The organism is Pseudomonas sp. NLJ1 (assembly GCF_049486705.1).
Classification (GTDB): domain Bacteria; phylum Pseudomonadota; class Gammaproteobacteria; order Pseudomonadales; family Pseudomonadaceae; genus Aquipseudomonas; species Aquipseudomonas inefficax.
This window is the reverse complement of sequence record NZ_CP137735.1, coordinates 4,554,678-4,570,282: the sequence shown is the minus strand read 5'-3', so window position 1 is coordinate 4,570,282 and position 15,605 is coordinate 4,554,678. Positions and strand designations below refer to the sequence as shown.

The 15,605-nt window shown below is 63.9% G+C and carries 14 protein-coding genes, 1 tRNA gene and 1 pseudogene; 7 read left to right on the top strand and 9 right to left on the bottom strand.

The genetic code is table 11. The features are described 5' to 3' along the window. Positions 1–74: 74 nt before the first annotated feature. Both R9B85_RS20695 and R9B85_RS20690 read right to left on the bottom strand, forming a co-directional pair. On the bottom strand, positions 75–878 hold the full coding sequence (locus tag R9B85_RS20695; RefSeq protein ID WP_112252128.1) for an MOSC domain-containing protein: 804 nt from the start codon (positions 876–878) through the stop codon (positions 75–77). Positions 879–935: 57 nt separating this feature from the next. After that, positions 936–1,871 carry a chemotaxis protein CheV gene (locus tag R9B85_RS20690; RefSeq protein WP_112252127.1) on the bottom strand — a complete coding sequence of 312 codons (936 nt, stop codon included), beginning with the start codon at positions 1,869–1,871 and terminating at the stop codon, positions 936–938. Between the two features lie 350 nt (positions 1,872–2,221). On the opposite strand from R9B85_RS20690, the gene R9B85_RS20685 reads away from it, so the two are divergent. From R9B85_RS20685 to R9B85_RS20675, 3 genes are all read left to right on the top strand, one after another. After that, positions 2,222–2,731 (top strand): histidine kinase, encoded by a 510-nt coding sequence (locus R9B85_RS20685; protein ID WP_112252126.1) that lies wholly within the window; start codon positions 2,222–2,224, stop codon positions 2,729–2,731. Positions 2,732–3,106: 375 nt separating this feature from the next. Continuing rightward, entirely contained in the window at positions 3,107–4,003 is an 897-nt protein-coding gene (locus R9B85_RS20680; protein WP_112252125.1) for a sensor histidine kinase, read from the top strand. Then, positions 3,993–4,652 (top strand): response regulator, encoded by a 660-nt coding sequence (locus tag R9B85_RS20675; RefSeq protein ID WP_207878707.1) that lies wholly within the window; start codon positions 3,993–3,995, stop codon positions 4,650–4,652. The genes R9B85_RS20680 and R9B85_RS20675 overlap by 11 nt, the downstream gene beginning before the upstream one ends. Here the strand turns inward: R9B85_RS20675 and yegS are convergent. Next, complete coding sequence (yegS, locus tag R9B85_RS20670) at positions 4,636–5,523, bottom strand: lipid kinase YegS (RefSeq protein ID WP_252379100.1); 888 nt, start codon at positions 5,521–5,523, stop codon at positions 4,636–4,638. The genes R9B85_RS20675 and yegS overlap by 17 nt on opposite strands. Positions 5,524–5,965: 442 nt before the next feature. Between yegS and R9B85_RS20665 the strand changes: the two genes are divergently transcribed. Further along, a complete protein-coding gene (locus tag R9B85_RS20665; protein WP_112252122.1) occupies positions 5,966–7,192 on the top strand; it encodes a glycosyltransferase family 4 protein in 1,227 nt (408 codons plus the stop codon). 9 nt (positions 7,193–7,201) lie between these two features. On the opposite strand, the gene glp is transcribed toward R9B85_RS20665, so the two are convergent. Together glp and moaB are read right to left on the bottom strand one after the other, a co-directional pair. Further along, positions 7,202–8,389 (bottom strand): gephyrin-like molybdotransferase Glp, encoded by a 1,188-nt coding sequence (gene glp, locus R9B85_RS20660; RefSeq protein WP_112252170.1) that lies wholly within the window; start codon positions 8,387–8,389, stop codon positions 7,202–7,204. Positions 8,390–8,411: 22 nt separating this feature from the next. Beyond that, on the bottom strand, positions 8,412–8,951 hold the full coding sequence (gene moaB, locus R9B85_RS20655; protein ID WP_025338313.1) for a molybdenum cofactor biosynthesis protein B: 540 nt from the start codon (positions 8,949–8,951) through the stop codon (positions 8,412–8,414). Positions 8,952–9,139: 188 nt separating this feature from the next. On the opposite strand from moaB, the gene R9B85_RS20650 reads away from it, so the two are divergent. Both R9B85_RS20650 and R9B85_RS20645 read left to right on the top strand, forming a co-directional pair. Beyond that, entirely contained in the window at positions 9,140–9,361 is a 222-nt protein-coding gene (locus tag R9B85_RS20650; protein WP_025338312.1) for a YgdI/YgdR family lipoprotein, read from the top strand. 80 nt (positions 9,362–9,441) lie between these two features. Further along, positions 9,442–9,518: transfer RNA gene (locus tag R9B85_RS20645), tRNA-Pro, on the top strand. A 190-nt stretch (positions 9,519–9,708) separates the two neighbouring features. Here the strand turns inward: R9B85_RS20645 and mqo are convergent. The 4 genes and pseudogenes from mqo to R9B85_RS20625 all read right to left on the bottom strand — a co-directional run bounded on the left by mqo (position 9,709) and on the right by R9B85_RS20625 (position 15,166). Then, positions 9,709–11,283, bottom strand: a complete 1,575-nt coding sequence (mqo, locus tag R9B85_RS20640) for a malate dehydrogenase (quinone) (protein ID WP_207878708.1) — start codon at positions 11,281–11,283, stop codon at positions 9,709–9,711. 311 nt (positions 11,284–11,594) lie between these two features. Continuing rightward, positions 11,595–12,299 (bottom strand): methyl-accepting chemotaxis protein, encoded by a 705-nt coding sequence (locus tag R9B85_RS20635; protein ID WP_372239047.1) that lies wholly within the window; start codon positions 12,297–12,299, stop codon positions 11,595–11,597. Positions 12,300–12,527: 228 nt separating this feature from the next. Then, positions 12,528–12,638, bottom strand: a pseudogene (locus tag R9B85_RS20630) (hypothetical protein); the annotation flags it as partial. Positions 12,639–13,402: 764 nt separating this feature from the next. Continuing rightward, on the bottom strand, positions 13,403–15,166 hold the full coding sequence (locus tag R9B85_RS20625) for an ABC transporter transmembrane domain-containing protein (RefSeq protein WP_112252169.1): 1,764 nt from the start codon (positions 15,164–15,166) through the stop codon (positions 13,403–13,405). 212 nt (positions 15,167–15,378) lie between these two features. Here R9B85_RS20625 and R9B85_RS20620 point away from each other — a divergent pair, with 212 nt between their 5' ends. Then, on the top strand, positions 15,379–15,552 hold the full coding sequence (locus tag R9B85_RS20620) for a PA1571 family protein (RefSeq protein ID WP_166674232.1): 174 nt from the start codon (positions 15,379–15,381) through the stop codon (positions 15,550–15,552). The last annotated feature ends 53 nt before the right edge of the window (positions 15,553–15,605 follow it).

Below are 15,605 nucleotides of genomic sequence, written 5' to 3'. Positions count from 1 at the left end.
TCACCGGTCCTGAATGCGGTGCAGTACCTGTGGGAGCGGGTTTACCCGCGAAGAGGCCGACCCAGGCAACACAGCTACTCCAGGATTTCGACCTGCATCCCTACCTCCAACCACCCGCTGCCATCCACCGCCAGGTTCTGCCCGAACAGCACATCCCCTTCCCTTTCGCGGAAGGTCCTGAGCGTGGCCATCGGCTCACGGTCCTCGCTGCGCTCGCCGGAAGCCGGGTCGATAGTGGTGAAGATGCAGCGCACACTGGGCTTGAGCACGCGAAACTCCAGGCTGCCGATACGAATCCGCTTCCAGCCGTCTTCTGCAAACGGCTCACCCCCCTGCACGACCAGGTTGGGCCGAAAACGCAGCATTTCCATGGGCCGGCCGACACGCCGGTCGAGTTCATCCAGCGAACCCTGGCCGATCAGCAACAGTGGAAAACCGTCCGGAAACGCCGCCCGGTCACTGTTGAAGCCATAGCCATTAGGCAGATAACGCGCACGCTGCTCCGGGCAATGGACCAGGCGCACGGCCTTGCCCAGCAACTGGCTCAGCCAGACCGCCGCCGCATCGCCCGCATCCGGCACTCGCAAGGTATCGCGCCAGATGGTCACACCACGCAGGGCGTCATCGGCAGGTGGCACAGGCACTCGCAACGGTGCCTGCCCAGGAGCTTCCAACAGCAACTGGCCGCTGTCATCATCGCTTGCCTTGATCTGGCCCAGCTGAGGCCAGGCGCGCTGGGTAAGGAAGCGTCCGTTCTCTTCCTCCACCACCATCCAGCGCCGGTCGCCCTGCAACCCCAGCAACCCCACCGGTGAAGCCTGCAGGCGTTGCGCCTGCCCCGACTTCACCGGGTACCGATACAGCTCACTGAGAAACATCCCTGCCGCCTCGCGTCATGCCAAAACGCCAAGCTTATACCCAGCAGGGGGCCGGGATCACGCGGTAGCGGCATCCAGCAACAGGCGTTGCTTGACCACTTCGACCAGGCGATCGGGCTGGAACTTGGACAGGAAGTTGTCGCAGCCCACCTTCTTCACCATCGATTCGTTGAAACTACCCGACAGCGAGGTGTGCAACACCACGTACAGCTGGCGCAGACGGGCATCGCCACGGATCTCGGTGGTCAACCGGTAGCCGTCCATTTCCGGCATCTCGGCGTCCGTGAACACCATCAGCAGCTTCTCGCACACGTTCTCGCCAGCGTCGGCCCAGCCCTTGAGCATGCGCAGCGCCTTCAAGCCATCACTGGCCACGTGCAGCTTCACGCCCAGCTGGGACAGGGTGTCGCGCAATTGCGCAAGGGCCACGCTGGAGTCGTCCACCAGCAGCACTTCGCGGCCGCGAGCCCGGGCCAGCACCGGGTCGGCGAGCTTGTCACCGGAAACCCGGGCGTTATACGGCACGATCTCGGCCAGCACCTTCTCCACATCGATCACTTCCACCAGCTTGTCGTCGACCTTGGTGATGGCCGTCAGGTAGTGCTGGCGCCCGGCGCTGGACGGCGGCGGCATGATCGCTTCCCAGTTCATGTTGACGATGCGGTCGACACCGCCCACCAGAAAGGCCTGCACCGAGCGGTTGTACTCGGTGACGATGATGGTGCTGTCCGGCCCCGGCTGCAGCGGGCGCATGCCGATCGCCTGGGACAGGTCGATCACCGGCAGGGTCTGGCCGCGCAGGTTGACCACGCCGCAGACGAAAGCGTGGCGCTGGGGCATCAGGGTCAGCTTGGGCAGTTGCAGCACTTCCTGCACCTTGAACACGTTGATCGCGAACAGCTGGCGGCCGGCCAGGCGAAACATCAGGATTTCCAGGCGGTTCTCACCCACCAGTTGCGTACGTTGGTCTACCGTGTCGAGAATGCCAGCCATTGGAAAGCCCCCAGGCTTGAGTCGGAAAAAGTGAAATCATCTACCCTGTATCGGCGGCTTCACCCACACCTTGACCCCTTCGGGAAAATGCCGGGAAGGTAATTGATATCACTTTACCATCATGCTTTACTGCGAGAAGCGCAGGTTATTGAGCGGAACGGTAAAAGTTCCCCACCTGAGCCCCTTATCAGGGAAACCCTTAGCCACAATCGGGCGCAACCTGATGTTCGCGATATCCTTTAGCCATTAATGTGACGCCATTCTCATTGCATGAATGGAGTCAGGCTTTTGTTAGCTATCGTTTTGGCGTGCCCGTCCCCTGCGCCTGCCCCACGCGCGGGTGCATCATGATGGACAGCGCCTTGTCGTTCGATACCGCCCTGCAGGGGTTCCTGCTGGATGCCCAGGTCCTGCTGACCCAGGCCCAGGAATGCCTGCAGCACCTGGAACTGATCGACAACGACCCGGATGCTTGCCACTGCCTGGACAATGCCCTCGACAACCTCGCTCGACAGGCCGCACACCTGGGCCTGCGCGAAGTGGCCCACTACACGACCGCCCTGCAGCAGCTGCTGGCACCGGCCTGCCAGGGCGGTTGCCTGCAGCGCGAAGCCCTGCCTGCGGTAGAGGCCTGCCTGACCTTGCTGGCCTGGCAGCTGGAACTGGTCGACCCTTGCACCGGGCGGCTCAACCTGGACATCGGCGAACAGCTGGTGCTGCTAGGTGAACTGGCCAAGGCCGTGCAGCAACCGTTCGCACAACCCTGCACGTCCTGCAAGGAGCAAGGCAGCGTGTGCATCCACCCGCATTCCGAGACGGCAGGCAGCACGCACTCCGGCCGCTCATCCACCACCTATTGAACTGGCGCAAGATGCAGCCGGGCACGTTTATTCAAGCCCACTCTGGTCGAACTTGGAAAGTTCCAGAAGTTTTCCAGGTTGCCATGGGCCAAGTTGAATCAACAGCGCGCAAGTTGCATGGCAAGTGCCTGTTGCGTGATCAAGCCGAGTGGCACATTGCTACCCTTCAGCGCCCGCCCCGCAAGCGTTTCATGGCGTTTCCCGACCGCGACCAATGCACTGCGAAGTGGTAATATGCGCCCCCACAAACGCTTGCACCCTGCAACAAGGTGGCAAGATCACGTGCTCGAAAGTAAATAGCAAGTACTGCTACAAAGCCTCTGACATGGATAGTGCAAGGCCTCCATCAGCAATACTTCAGTGGCTCCTCTACCTATGTTTCCACACTTGAAGACTTCCTTGCGGTGCTGCTTCCGCGCCACCCTGCTGCGCTGGGCGACGGTCGGGCTGTGCGTGGCCTCGCTGGTCGCCAACCTGATGCTGTACCTGGCCGACCAGGCGATTCCGGCCAGCCTGCTGGTGCTGCAGCTCGCCGCCACGCTGGGCGCAGCCGTGCACCTGGCCCTGGGCGCCAGGTCGATCAGCCTGCGCCCGGCGGAACTGGCCGAGCGCATGCTCAAAGTCCAGGAGGACGAGCGCCAGCACCTGAGCCGGGAACTGCACGACGACATCGGCCAGCTGCTCACCGCCGCCAAGCTGCAACTGCAGTGGCTGCAAAAGCGCATGCCCGATGAGCTTCAAGGCCACTGCGACACCCTGCGCAGCACGCTGGATGACACGTTGGGCAACGTGCGCGATGTTTCCGCCCTCCTCAACCCGCGGCAGTTGGCCAGCCTGGGCCTGGAAGCCAGCCTGCGCGCACACCTGGTGCGCACCCTGGGCAACAGCGGCGTGCACTGGAGCCTGGCGTGCAACCAGCGCCTGGGGGGCATCGACGAGGCCGTGGCCATGGCGGTGTTCCGCATTACCCAGGAAGCCGTGACCAACATGCTGCGTCACGCCCAGGCACGCAACCTGGTAGTCCGCCTGCAGCGCACCCCCGAGGGGTTGGCGTTGTCGATCCACGACGATGGCCGCGGTTTCGTGCCCGCCAGGCAACCGGCCGAAGCAGGTCAACGGGGCCTGGCCGGCATGCAGGAGCGGGTAACCGCGTTACGGGGCAGCCTGGACATCACCAGCCAGCTCGGCCTGGGCACGCACATCGAGGCGATGTTCCCATGGCCACCGCGCACCCAGCAACGCGCCAGGAGTACTGCTACCCATGACCTGTAAACTGCTGCTGGTAGACGACCACTCGCTGATCCGCGCCGGTGTGCGCGCGCTGGTCTGCGACATCCCCGGTTATGACGTGATCGGTGAAGCCGACGACGGCAGCCAGTTGCTCGAACAGGTGCACACGTTGACGCCGGACATCGTCTTGCTGGACATCTCCATGCGCTCGACCAGCGGCCTGGACGCCCTCACCCAACTGCGCGCCAGCGGCAGCACCTGCAAAGTGCTGATCCTGTCGATGCACACCGACCCGGACCTGATCATGCGCGCCCTGGAAAGCGGCGCCCACGGCTACTTGCTCAAGGACACCAGCGCCACTGAACTGGAGCAGGCCCTGGCGGCGGTGCGCAACGGCGAGCGCTACCTCAGCCCAGCCATCGCCCATACGGTCATCAACCAGGCGCTGCAGCACAACAGGCAGGGCAAGCAACCCGCTGGCGAGCGGCATAACCTCACGGCGCGGCAGCTGGAAATCCTGCGCCTGATCGTGCGCGGCAAGTCCACCCGGGAAATCGCCACCGGCCTGGGCTTGTCGATCAAGACAGTGGAAACCCACCGCTCGCAAGTCATGAAACGCCTGCAGATCCATGACGTAGCCGGCCTGGTGCTGTTCGCCGTGCGCGAGAAAATCATCAGCCTGGACGACTGAGCAACGGCGACCCGTCTGGCAGGTGCAAGTGCAATGCGGCGCGCCTGGCCTGGAAGCGCAACGTGTCGGCCTGCACCGGCTCGCCATCGAGGTTGATGTCCAGCCCCTGCGAGCACTTGATATCGACCCAGGGCAACCGGGCCCTGACGAACAGACCGTTACCGGCCAACAGCTCACGCAGCGCCCCAACCATCTCCTGTGGTGCCGGCAGGATGGCGATGTCGAGCAAGCCGTCGTCCACCAGGGCTTCGGGGCATAGCACCTGCCCACCCCCGGCCTGGCGGCCATTGCCGATCCCCAGCGCCAGCAGGTCACCCTGCCATTCGAAGCCCGGCCCTTGCAGCTCCACCGAGGCTGCCTGCAGTTCGCTGAAGCGCGACAGCCCGGTGAACAGATAGGCGGCCCCGCCCAGCACTTTCTTCAGGTCTTCGGAGGTATTGGCCGTGACCTGGCTGCCAAAACCGCCGGTGGCCATGTTGAGGAACAACTGGTCGCCGGCCTGGCCCAGGTCTATCGGCTTTGCGGGTATGTTGAGCAAGGCCAGGGCCGTGGCAGGCTCCAGGGGTATGCCGGCGGCCTTGGCAAAATCGTTGGCCGTGCCCAGCGGCAACAACGCCAGGCTGGCCTCGGTACCGGCCAGCCCCATGGCCTCGGCGACATCACGCAGCGTGCCATCCCCGCCTCCGGCGACGATATGGCCATAACCGGCGGCCAGCGCCTCGGTGACCAGGCGCTGGGCATCACCGGCCTCCCAGGTGACCCGCACATCCAGCACCCAGCCGCTGTCGCGCAAGCCATGCACGGCACTGCGCAAGTCTTCGTTCATGGCCTGCTTGCCGTGCAGGATCAGCATTGCCTTGCGCCCTTGCATGTGTGCGCCTCCGTGAAGTGATCAACCCAGATCTCGACCCTTTGCAATTGCGGATCGTTGCATGCGCCCAAAAAAATAGCAGGCCGCTCCCCAGTTCCTGTCAGTTAAGCAATTCGGGGCCGCTTTGCGGCCCATCGCCGGCAAGCCAGCTCCCACAGGTACTGCACAATGCTTGAGGTCTATGCGGTCGGGGTGGGAGCTGGCTTGCCGGCGATGGGCTGCAAAGCAGCCCCAGTAAAGCCTGTAGAAACCTTAACTGACTGGCATTAGGCCGCTCCCAGTATTTAATTGCGTAGGCCGGTCAATTCCCACACGCCTGGCAATGGACAGCTATGCTCAGCAGATACGTTTTCTTGCCATGGACGCGCCCCGGCAGTGGTTTCACCACTGCCGCCATCGGGCGCGTCTTGCTATCCGCAGCCTTTAGCGAGGATTTCGGGTCATGCGCATTCTCTGGACACTGCCATATCTGCCCTGGCCGACCACCAGCGGCAGCAAGACCCGGCAATACCACCTGATACGCGCACTGGCCCAGCGGGGCCACCGGATTACCCTGCTGGTGCAATCGAAGATGCCCCTCGGCGATGCCGCCCGCGATGCCCTGGAACCGCTGCTCGAACGCCTGATCGTAATCCCCCGCCGCCCTCTGCACAGCCCGCTCAATCTGCTGGCCTCGCCGATCATCGCCTACCCTATGCGGGCAATCATCAATGGCCTGGCTCCTTGCCTGCGGCACCGCTTCGAGCAATTGCTGGACGAGCCCTGGGATGTGATCCAGATCGAGCACAGCTACAGTTTCCAGCCCTTCGAAAAGGCCCTGCAGGCACGCGGACTGCCATACATGCTCAGCGAGCACACCCTGGAATCGGTGATGGGTAGCGCCAGCCACGATCGCCTGCCGCTGTGGCTGCGCCCGCTCAACGCCTTCGACCGCTGGCGCTATCGACGCTGGGAGCAGCGAGTATTGCGCCAACCCAGCGAACTGGTGGCGGTCAGCGCCCACGATGCCGAGCTGATCGCGCAGATCAGCGGGCGCCCGGTGAACGTGGTGGTCAATGGCGTGGACTGTGATTTCTACCAGCACGTGCAACCTGCGCTACACAGCCAGCGCCTGCTGTTCGTTGGCAACTTCGAGTATGGCGCCAACCTGGAGGCCATCGAATGGGCGCTGGAAGACATCATGCCGCAGGTCTGGATGAGCAACCCGGCAGTGCGCCTGGCGATTGCCGGGCATGCCATGCCGGCCAGCTGGAAACTGCACTGGAGCGACCCGCGCATCGAATGGTTCGGCTACCGCCCAGACCTGCGTGAGCTGCAGCGGCGTTCGGCACTGTTCTTCGCACCGCTGCGCTATGCCGGTGGCTCCAAGGTGAAAATCCTCGAAGCGATGGCCGCCGGTTTGCCGGTGATCACCACCGGCAAAGGTGTTTCAGGCCTGGCTGCGAACAACGGTGAGCACTACCTGGGCAGTGAGGATGGCGACCAGCTGGCCCTGCTGATCACGCAGTTGCTCAACCAGCCCTGGCGCATGAGCCAGTTGAGCGATGCCGGGCGCCAGTTCGCCCGCCAGCGCCACGACTGGAGCGTGGCCGCCCAGCAGCTGGAGAACGTGCACATGCGCCTGGCTCAGGCGGCACCAGTCGCGGCCGTGCCGCTGGCCAGTGCCTGACTGACCCGCTCAGCCAAGCAGTTCGCTGAACGGGATGAACGGCACGCTGTCACCCTGCTTCGGCGTACTGCCTTCACGAACTTCGACCAGCCCATCGGCCCAGGCCGCACTGCGCAGCACGCCAGAACTCTGGTTCTTGTAGATGCGCACCTGCCCTTGTTCGACGCGGGCGCGCAAGTACTCGCGGCGCGTGCCGGGCTTGGGCCAGTCAAAGCCGGCCGGCATGTCGAAGCGCAACGGCGTGACATCGGTCACGCCCTGGCGCCGCAACAGGTAGGGTCGTGTCAGCAGGCCGAAGGTGACCAGGGTCGAGGCCGGGTTACCCGGCAGGCCGATTACCGGCACACCCTGGAAGTGGCCGAAGGTCAGCGGCTTGCCCGGTTTGATCGCCAGCTTCCACAAGGCCAGTTCGCCAGCTTCGCGCAGGGCGGCGCCGAGGTAGTCGGCCTCGCCTACCGAGACACCGCCGGTGGACAGGATCAGGTCGACATCGCCCAGTTCGGCCAGGCAGGTGCGGGTGCGTGCCAGGTCATCCGGCAGGATGCCCGCATCGACCACCTCGCAGCCCAGCCGCTGCAACCAGCTTACCAGCAGCCGACGGTTGCTGTTGTAGATCTGCCCCGGCCCCAGCGGCAGGCCGGGTTCGACCAGTTCGTCACCGGTGGACAGCACCGCTACCCGCACCTTGCGCACCACATCCAGGCGGCCGTGGCCCAAGGTCGCAGCCAGGCCCAGCTCGATCGGCCCCAGCCGGGTGCCGGCGCTCATCACCTGTTCGCCCTTGCGGGTTTCCTGGCCTTGGGGACGAATGTTCTGCCCGGTCTTCAGCGCTTCGAGAAAACGTACCCGGCCATCCTCCGTCACTTCGGTGTTTTCCTGCATCTCGACGCAGTCGGCACCTTCGGGCAGCGGTGCCCCGGTGAAGATGCGCGCACAGGTGCCCGGTTGCAGCGGCTGCGGCGCATGGCCGGCAAAAATCCGCTGGCTGACCGGCAGTGGTTCGCCCTGCCAGTCGGCCAGGCGCAAGGCATAACCATCCATGGCGCTGTTCGGCCAAGGCGGCAGGTCGAGCGAGGCCACCAGGTCGGTGGCCAGCACTCGGCCCTCCGCCTCGGCCAGCGGCAGGTTCTCGGCATCGCGGATCGGTGCCGCCTCGGCCAACGCCAGCAGCTGCTCCAGGGCCTGTTCCACCGGCATCAGCGGCCGGGCCTGGCGCACCTCAGCCACGGCTGTCGCAGGCCGCTGCCTGCTTCAGGTGCGGCACGAAGTTGCACGGGCGATGGCGGGCATCCAGCTGCTCGGCGAGGATACCGTCCCAACCAGTGCGCACCGCGTTGGTCGAACCCGGCAGGCAGCACACCAGGGTACCGTTGGCCAGCCCGGCCAGGGCGCGCGACTGCACGGTGGAGGTGCCGATGTCGGCCACGGAAATCTGCCGGAACAGTTCGCCAAAACCTTCTACCTGCTTGTCCAGCAGGCAGGCCACGGCCTCGGGCGTACTGTCGCGACCGGTAAAGCCGGTGCCGCCGGTGATCAGCACCACCTGCACGCTGTCATCGGCAATCCAGGTGGCGACCTGGGCGCGAATCTTGTACAGGTCGTCTTTGAGCAGCACACGCTCGGCCAAGCGATGGCCAGCTGCACTCAGCCGGTCGACGAACAGCTGGCCGGAGGTATCGGTGTCGAAGGTACGTGTGTCGCTGACCGTGAGCACGGCGATGTTCAGCGGCACGAAGGGGGTATCTGCCTTGGCTTTCATGGGGGTCCGTCACAACAGGATGGGATGGCGGCAGTTATAACACAGCGCACGCCCATCACAGCGTGACGCCCATGGCCCTTGCCCTCGATCAATGCCACGGTTTTGCCGCTATGCTGCACTGTAGACGGAACTTGCGTGGACGCCCTGCGTCTTAATGTCATCTAGCACCATCGCACTGGAGAAACACGATGATTCAACGGACCCTACCCGCCTTCCTGCTCGCCTTGGGCCTGGGCGCCCTCGCTGGCTGCGCATCGCCAACCGTCATTACCCTGAACGACGGTCGCGAAATCCAGGCCACCGACACACCGAAGTTCGACGAAGACTCGGGCTTCTACGAATTCGAGCAGCTGGACGGCAAGCGCACGCGCCTGAACAAGGACCAGATCCGCACCGTGAAAGAGCTCTGATCGCAGCCTGTTTTTTGCAAAGGCCCTTTCAACAACAAGGGCTTGCGTGCAAAAAAAGTATGCAGTAGGATTTCTTTCATCGGAGTGTAGCGCAGCCAGGTAGCGCGTCTCGTTCGGGACGAGAAGGCCGCAGGTTCGAATCCTGTCTCTCCGACCAGATCCTCATCAAAAAGCCCGCCTTGTGCGGGCTTTTTGTTGCGCATTGAAAAGTCCCTGTAGGAGCGGCCTTGTGTCGCGATGGGCCGCAAAGCGGCCCCAGATCCCGGCATCGCTGCACATATCGCCGGGGCTGCTTCGCAGCCCTCTCGCGACACAAGGCCGCTCCTACAAAGGGCTGCGTCAACCGGTCATAACGCTTGCTCGGCCTCCACCGGCACATACAGCAACTGCAGGCGCTCGCTGCTCCATGCCCGGGTCTGGTTGGTCAGCGCCAGGTTGTTGTTCAGCTTCTGCCCATAGCTCGGCACGATTTCCTTGAGCCTGGCCTGCCAGGCTGGCGACTGGATACGGTCCTTGAAGGTCTTTTCCAGCACGGTCAGCATGATCGGCGCCGCAGTCGAGGCGCCCGGCGAGGCGCCCAGCAACGCAGCGATGCTGCCGTCCTGTGCCGCCACTACTTCAGTACCGAACTGCAGCACACCGCCCAGTACCGGGTCCTTCTTGATCACCTGCACCCGCTGGCCGGCCTGCAGCAGCTTCCAGTCCTCGTTCTTGGCGTTGGGGAAATACTCGCGCAGCGCGTTCATGCGGTCATCGAAACTGAGCATCAACTGCCCCATCAGGTAGGTGCTGAGGTCGATGTTGTCGATACCGGCATTGACCATCGGCAGCACATTGTGGCTGTTCAGCGAGGCGAACATATCCAGTAGCGAGCCGTGCTTGAGGTACTTGGTGGAGAAGGTCGCGAACGGGCCGAACAGCAGCACCTGCTTGCCATCGATCATCCGCGTGTCCAGGTGTGGTACCGACATCGGCGGTGCACCGACCGAGGCCTTGCCGTACAGTTTGGCCTGGTGGCGGGCGACCAGGTCGGGGTTGTCGGTCATCAGGAACTGGCCACCGACCGGGAAGCCGGCATAGCCTTCGGCTTCGGGGATGCCCGACTTCTGCAGCAGCTTCAGCGCGCCACCACCGGCACCGATGAACACGAAGCGGGCGTTGACGGCCTTTTCCTCGCCGCCGTTGGCCAGGTCAGCCACCCGCACATGCCAGGTGCCGTCATCGTTGCGCACGATGTCGCGCACCTCATGACGCAGGTTAAGCGACACATTGGGGTTGCGGCTCATCGCAGCGAACAACTGGCGGGTGATTTCGCCGAAGTTCACGTCCGTACCGATGGCCATGCGCGTGGCGGCGATTTTCTGGTCCGGGTCACGGCCTTCCATCACCAGCGGTGCCCATTTGCGGATCTGCTCATGGTCTTCGGAAATTTCCATGCCGCGGAACAGCGAGCTGTGCTGCAGGGCGTCGACGCGCTTGTGCAGGAAGGCGACGTTGTCATCACCCCACACAAAGCTCATGTGCGGCACGTTGTTGATGAACGACTTCGGGTTGCTCAGCACGCCCTGTTCGACCTGATAGGCCCAGAACTGCTTGGAAACCTCGAACTGCTCGTTGACCCCCACGGCTTTGCTGATGTCGATGCTACCGTCCTTGCCGACGCTGGTGTAGTTCAGCTCACAGAACGCGGAGTGGCCGGTACCGGCGTTGTTCCAGGCGTTGGAGCTTTCTTCGGCTACCTGATCCAGGCGTTCGTAGACGTCGACCTTCCAGGAAGGCTCCAGTTCGGTGAGGTAGGTGCCCAGGCTGGCACTCATGATGCCACCACCAATCAGCAACACGTCGACGGTCTTTTCCGGCTCCGCGGGTTTGGAGCAGCCGATGACGCCCAGGCAGAGGAACGTCAGCAGGAATTTCTTCATTGATGTTATCCAGTTGTTGTGTACACGCGCGGCGCCTTGAGCAGGGAACGTGCCAACTGGGTCTGGAGCAGTGAATACAGGGGACAGATGACTGGGAGGATGGCGAAAATCCGCCAGAGGGCCGGATGCATTGCAATGAAATGGCGGATTTCCCCGCCTTGCGCAGCCCTTGTAGGAGCGGCCTTGTGTCGCGATGGGCTGCAAAGCAGCCCCAGTATTTCGCAAAAATGTTGATATCGAAGGGGGCTGCTTTGCAGCCCATCGCGACACAAGGCCGCTCCTACAGGGACCGCGTCAGGCATGTGGAGGCGTCAGGCGGTGAGGCGGGAGGTGACTTCGCCCAACTGCCCCGACAGCCCATGCAGGCGCTGCCCCGCCTGTTCGGTATGCTGCACCGCCTGCTGATTGGCCGTGGCGATGCGGGTGATTTCGATCAGGTTGCGCGAGATGTCCTCCGCCACGCTGGTCTGTTCTTCTGCCGCCGTGGCGATCTGCCGATTCATGTCGCGGATCGCCTCCACCGCCAGGGTGATGCGCTGCAGCATCTGCCCGGCCTGCTGCACCTGCTCGGCACCTTCCTCACTGCGCTGCTGGCCGCTTTCGATGGCCTTGACCGCCTCCACCGCCCCCGACTGCACCGCTTCGATGATCTGGTGGATTTCGGCGATCGACGCCGCCGTGCGCTGGGCCAGGCTGCGCACCTCATCGGCAACGACGGCAAAACCACGCCCGGCCTCGCCGGCACGGGCCGCTTCGATGGCCGCGTTGAGCGCCAGCAGGTTGGTCTGCTCGGCAATGCCACGGATCACTTCGAGGACTTTGCCAATGCGTGTGCTGTCATGCTCCAGATCGCGAATCACCGCCGCCGTGCCGGCAATTTCGCGGTTGACCACGCCGATGATGTCGATGGTCTGCTGCATCACCTGCTCGCCCGCCTGGGCACTGTGGTCGGCATCGTCCGCCGCGCGAGCGGCCTCGGCGGCGTGGCGGGCGACTTCCTGGGCAGTGGCGGACATCTCGTGCATGGCCGTGGCCACCTGGTCGGTGCGCTGGAACTGGTCGTGGGTACCACGGGCCATGTCACCGGCAATGCTGCGCAACTGGCCGCTGGCGCCTTCCAGTTCCTGGGCGTTGTCCTGCAGCCGGCCTACCGTGTCGGCGAGAAAGTCGCGCAGGGTGTTGGCGGCCCGCGCCAGGCGGCCCAGTTCGTCCTCGCGGCGGCTGTCTACCCGGGCGGCAAAGCGGCCCTGGCTAAGCTGCGCGACATACTCGATCAACTGGCGGATCGGCTCGATCAGGCTGCGGTTGACCAGCCACAGGCTGAACAGCCCCACCAACACGGCTGAAGCCAGCATCACCAGCAGGCCCAGCCATACCGTGCGTTCGGCGCCAGCACTGAGGCTGGCGGCATGCTGTCGGGCTTCGGCACGCAGTTGCTCGACCAGTTCGCTCATCTGCTCGCTGGCAGCGCGGTCCACACCCTTTACCGCCTGGTCGCCAGCCACCGGATCGCCGCCTGCCGCCAGGAATGCCTGGCGCCCCTGCGCATAGGCCTGGCCCAGCTGTCGGTGGCTATCACGCAGTTGCTGCAGCGGCGCTTCAAGCCTGGCGTCGCTGCTATCGATCAATTGCCCGAGCAGTTGCTGCACCTGCTGCTCGCGAGCCTGGAACTGCTGCCAGTACTTGTCCATGTCAGCCGGCTGGCGCCCGCGCAACAGCACGTTCTTCCACTCCTGCACCTGGATCTTGAACTGCAGGTTGGCTTCGTCGATCAATTGCGAGGCCCGCAGCGGCCCGTCAACCAGCTCGGCGTAGCCGCGCACGCTGGAAGAGAGAAACTGGAAGCACACCAGGGCGATCAGCAACATCGCCACCAGACTGCCGCCGAGCAGGGAGAGAATTTGCACTCTGAGGGATTTACGCAGCATCTTGGATCTCGGAAAACAGGAGGAAGACCGGGGGCCGCGCAAGTTGGCAATAGGGTGCAACGCAGCCCGGTTGCTGGCAGGCCAAAAAAAGGCTGCCATCAAGCAATGGCAGCCAGGTCGAGCACTTACGCAACAGTTGAGCTAGATACTCTCAGGCAAATACTACAGAAATGTTACAACGCCACTACAAGCTACCCCGTGGTGAACTGCAAGGCCGCCAGCCGGGCATACAGCGGGCTCTCTTCGATCAACTGGCGATGCGTCCCCACTGCCACCAGCCGGCCCTTGTCGATGACCGCGATACGGTCGGCATGCTGCACTGTAGCCAGGCGATGGGCGATAACCAGGGTGGTGCGCCCGGCCATCAGGCTTGGCAGCGCCTGCTGGATCAGGTGTTCGCTTTGTGCGTCGAGTGCGCTGGTGGCTTCATCCAGCAACAGGATCGGCGCATCGACCAGCAATGCACGGGCGATGGCCAGGCGCTGCCGCTGCCCGCCGGACAGGCCGATGCCACCCTCGCCCAGCGGTGTCTGGTAGCCCTGCGGCAACTGCCGGATGAATGCGTCGGCATAGGCGCCCCGGGCCGCTGCCTCGACCTCGGCCAGGGTCGCCTCGGGCCTGCCATAACGGATGTTGGCCTCGACCGTGCCGCGAAACAGCGAGGGGTTCTGTGCCACCAGGGCGAACTGCTGGCGCAGTTGTTCGGGGTCGAGTTCGGTGATAGCCCGGCCATCGAGCAGGATGCGCCCTTGCTGGGGGTCGTAGAAACGCAGCAACAAATCGAACAAGGTCGACTTGCCCGCCCCCGAGGGGCCCACCAGCGCCACGGTCTGCCCCGGCTCGATGACCAGGCTCAGGCCATCGACAGCCGCCACCGACGGCCGTGACGGATAGGCGAACACCAACTGCTGCAACTCGATACGCCCACTGGCCCGCTGCTGGGGCAGCGCCTGCGCCACAGCGGGCGGCAGGATCGCACTGCGTGCAGCCAACAGTTCGGCAATGCGCTCGGCCGCGCCCGCCGCCCGCTGCAACTCGCCGATCACCTCGCTGAGGGTGCCAAAGGCACTGCCGACGATCAGGCTGTAGAACACGAATGCGGCCAGTTCGCCTGCGGAAATGCGCCCGGCGATCACGTCCATGCCGCCGACCCACAACATCACCCCCACCGCTCCCAGTACCAGCACGATCACCAGGGTGATAAGCCAGGCACGCTGGGCAATCCGTTGCCGGGCCACGGCAAACGCCGCTTCGACCGTGCCGGCGAACAGTTCGCGGTCATGCGCCTGGTGGTTGTAGGCCTGCACGGTCTTGATCTGCCCGAGGGTCTCGGCCACATAGCTGCCCACATCGGCCACCCGGTCCTGGCTCTGCCGCGACAGGCTGCGTACCCGGCGGCCGAACAGCAGGATCGGCGCCAGTACCAGCGGCAAAGCCACCACCACGATGCTGGTGAGCTTGGGGTTGGTGACGAACAGCAACACCACGCCACCGATGACCATCAGTGCGTTGCGCAGGAACATCGACAACGAAGAGCCAATTACCGATTGCAACAAGGTGGTGTCGGCGGTCAACCGCGACTGGATCTCGGAACTGCGGTTGTCTTCGAAAAAACCAGGATGCAAGCCGATCAGGTGGTCGAACACGGCCCGACGGATATCGGCCACGCAGCGCTCGCCGATCCACGACACGAGGTAGAAGCGGCTGAAGGTACCCACCGCCAAGGCCACCACCAGCAACAGGAACAGGCCGATGGTCTGGTTGAGCTGATGCGCGGAGCGGGTCATGAAGCCCTGGTCCACCAGCAGGCGGATGCCCTGGCCCATGGACAGGGTGATGGCGGCGGTGACTACCAGGGCCAACAAGGCCAGCAGCACCTGCCGACGGTATGGGCGGACAAACTGCCAACCCAGGCGCAAGGCGCGGCGTTGACGCGGGGAAACCGATTCGGGCATGGCGCTGACCACGATAGAGGGAAACCGCAGCCTATCACTCATCCACGCCTATGGAACCCTTGCCGGGTTGCTATAGCCTATCGATCTAACCAGGCTATGGAGCTTTGCTGCCGTTTCTGCTGGACTGTGCCTGCCGTGACCCTGCCGGCACTGTCACAGGCCAGTCACGGCACAGGGTTAACCTGCGCTTGAACCTGATGAGGAGACAATACATGAGCTTGCAGCATGGCAGCGACAACCAGAAGCCCCGGACCACCCCACCGCCGCAGGTGTGCGGTTCGATCATCGATGCCCAGGGGCGCGAAGTACCGATCACCGAGCAGATGATCCAGCAGGCCTGCAAGGCCCTGGAAGAAAGCCGGGTCGAGCGCGTACGCAAAGGTTGATCGGCGAATTCTTGCAACCCGGCGCTTGCGCCGGGTTTTTATTTGCCTGAATC

What these genes read in the sequence shown, in the direction of transcription:
- R9B85_RS20650 (WP_025338312.1), top strand. Translation starts at nt 9,140, where the DNA reads ATGATTCAACGGACCCTACCCGCCTTCCTGCTCGCCTTGGGCCTGGGC.
- R9B85_RS20665 (WP_112252122.1), top strand. Translation starts at nt 5,966, where the DNA reads ATGCGCATTCTCTGGACACTGCCATATCTGCCCTGGCCGACCACCAGC.
- R9B85_RS20695 (WP_112252128.1), bottom strand. Translation starts at nt 878, where the DNA reads ATGTTTCTCAGTGAGCTGTATCGGTACCCGGTGAAGTCGGGGCAGGCG.
- R9B85_RS20685 (WP_112252126.1), top strand. Translation starts at nt 2,222, where the DNA reads ATGGACAGCGCCTTGTCGTTCGATACCGCCCTGCAGGGGTTCCTGCTG.
- R9B85_RS20620 (WP_166674232.1), top strand. Translation starts at nt 15,379, where the DNA reads ATGAGCTTGCAGCATGGCAGCGACAACCAGAAGCCCCGGACCACCCCA.
- glp (WP_112252170.1), bottom strand. Translation starts at nt 8,389, where the DNA reads ATGCCGGTGGAACAGGCCCTGGAGCAGCTGCTGGCGTTGGCCGAGGCG.
- mqo (WP_207878708.1), bottom strand. Translation starts at nt 11,283, where the DNA reads ATGAAGAAATTCCTGCTGACGTTCCTCTGCCTGGGCGTCATCGGCTGC.
- moaB (WP_025338313.1), bottom strand. Translation starts at nt 8,951, where the DNA reads ATGAAAGCCAAGGCAGATACCCCCTTCGTGCCGCTGAACATCGCCGTG.
- yegS (WP_252379100.1), bottom strand. Translation starts at nt 5,523, where the DNA reads ATGCAAGGGCGCAAGGCAATGCTGATCCTGCACGGCAAGCAGGCCATG.
- R9B85_RS20675 (WP_207878707.1), top strand. Translation starts at nt 3,993, where the DNA reads ATGACCTGTAAACTGCTGCTGGTAGACGACCACTCGCTGATCCGCGCC.
- R9B85_RS20635 (WP_372239047.1), bottom strand. Translation starts at nt 12,299, where the DNA reads ATGTCCGCCACTGCCCAGGAAGTCGCCCGCCACGCCGCCGAGGCCGCT.
- R9B85_RS20625 (WP_112252169.1), bottom strand. Translation starts at nt 15,166, where the DNA reads ATGCCCGAATCGGTTTCCCCGCGTCAACGCCGCGCCTTGCGCCTGGGT.
- R9B85_RS20690 (WP_112252127.1), bottom strand. Translation starts at nt 1,871, where the DNA reads ATGGCTGGCATTCTCGACACGGTAGACCAACGTACGCAACTGGTGGGT.
- R9B85_RS20680 (WP_112252125.1), top strand. Translation starts at nt 3,107, where the DNA reads ATGTTTCCACACTTGAAGACTTCCTTGCGGTGCTGCTTCCGCGCCACC.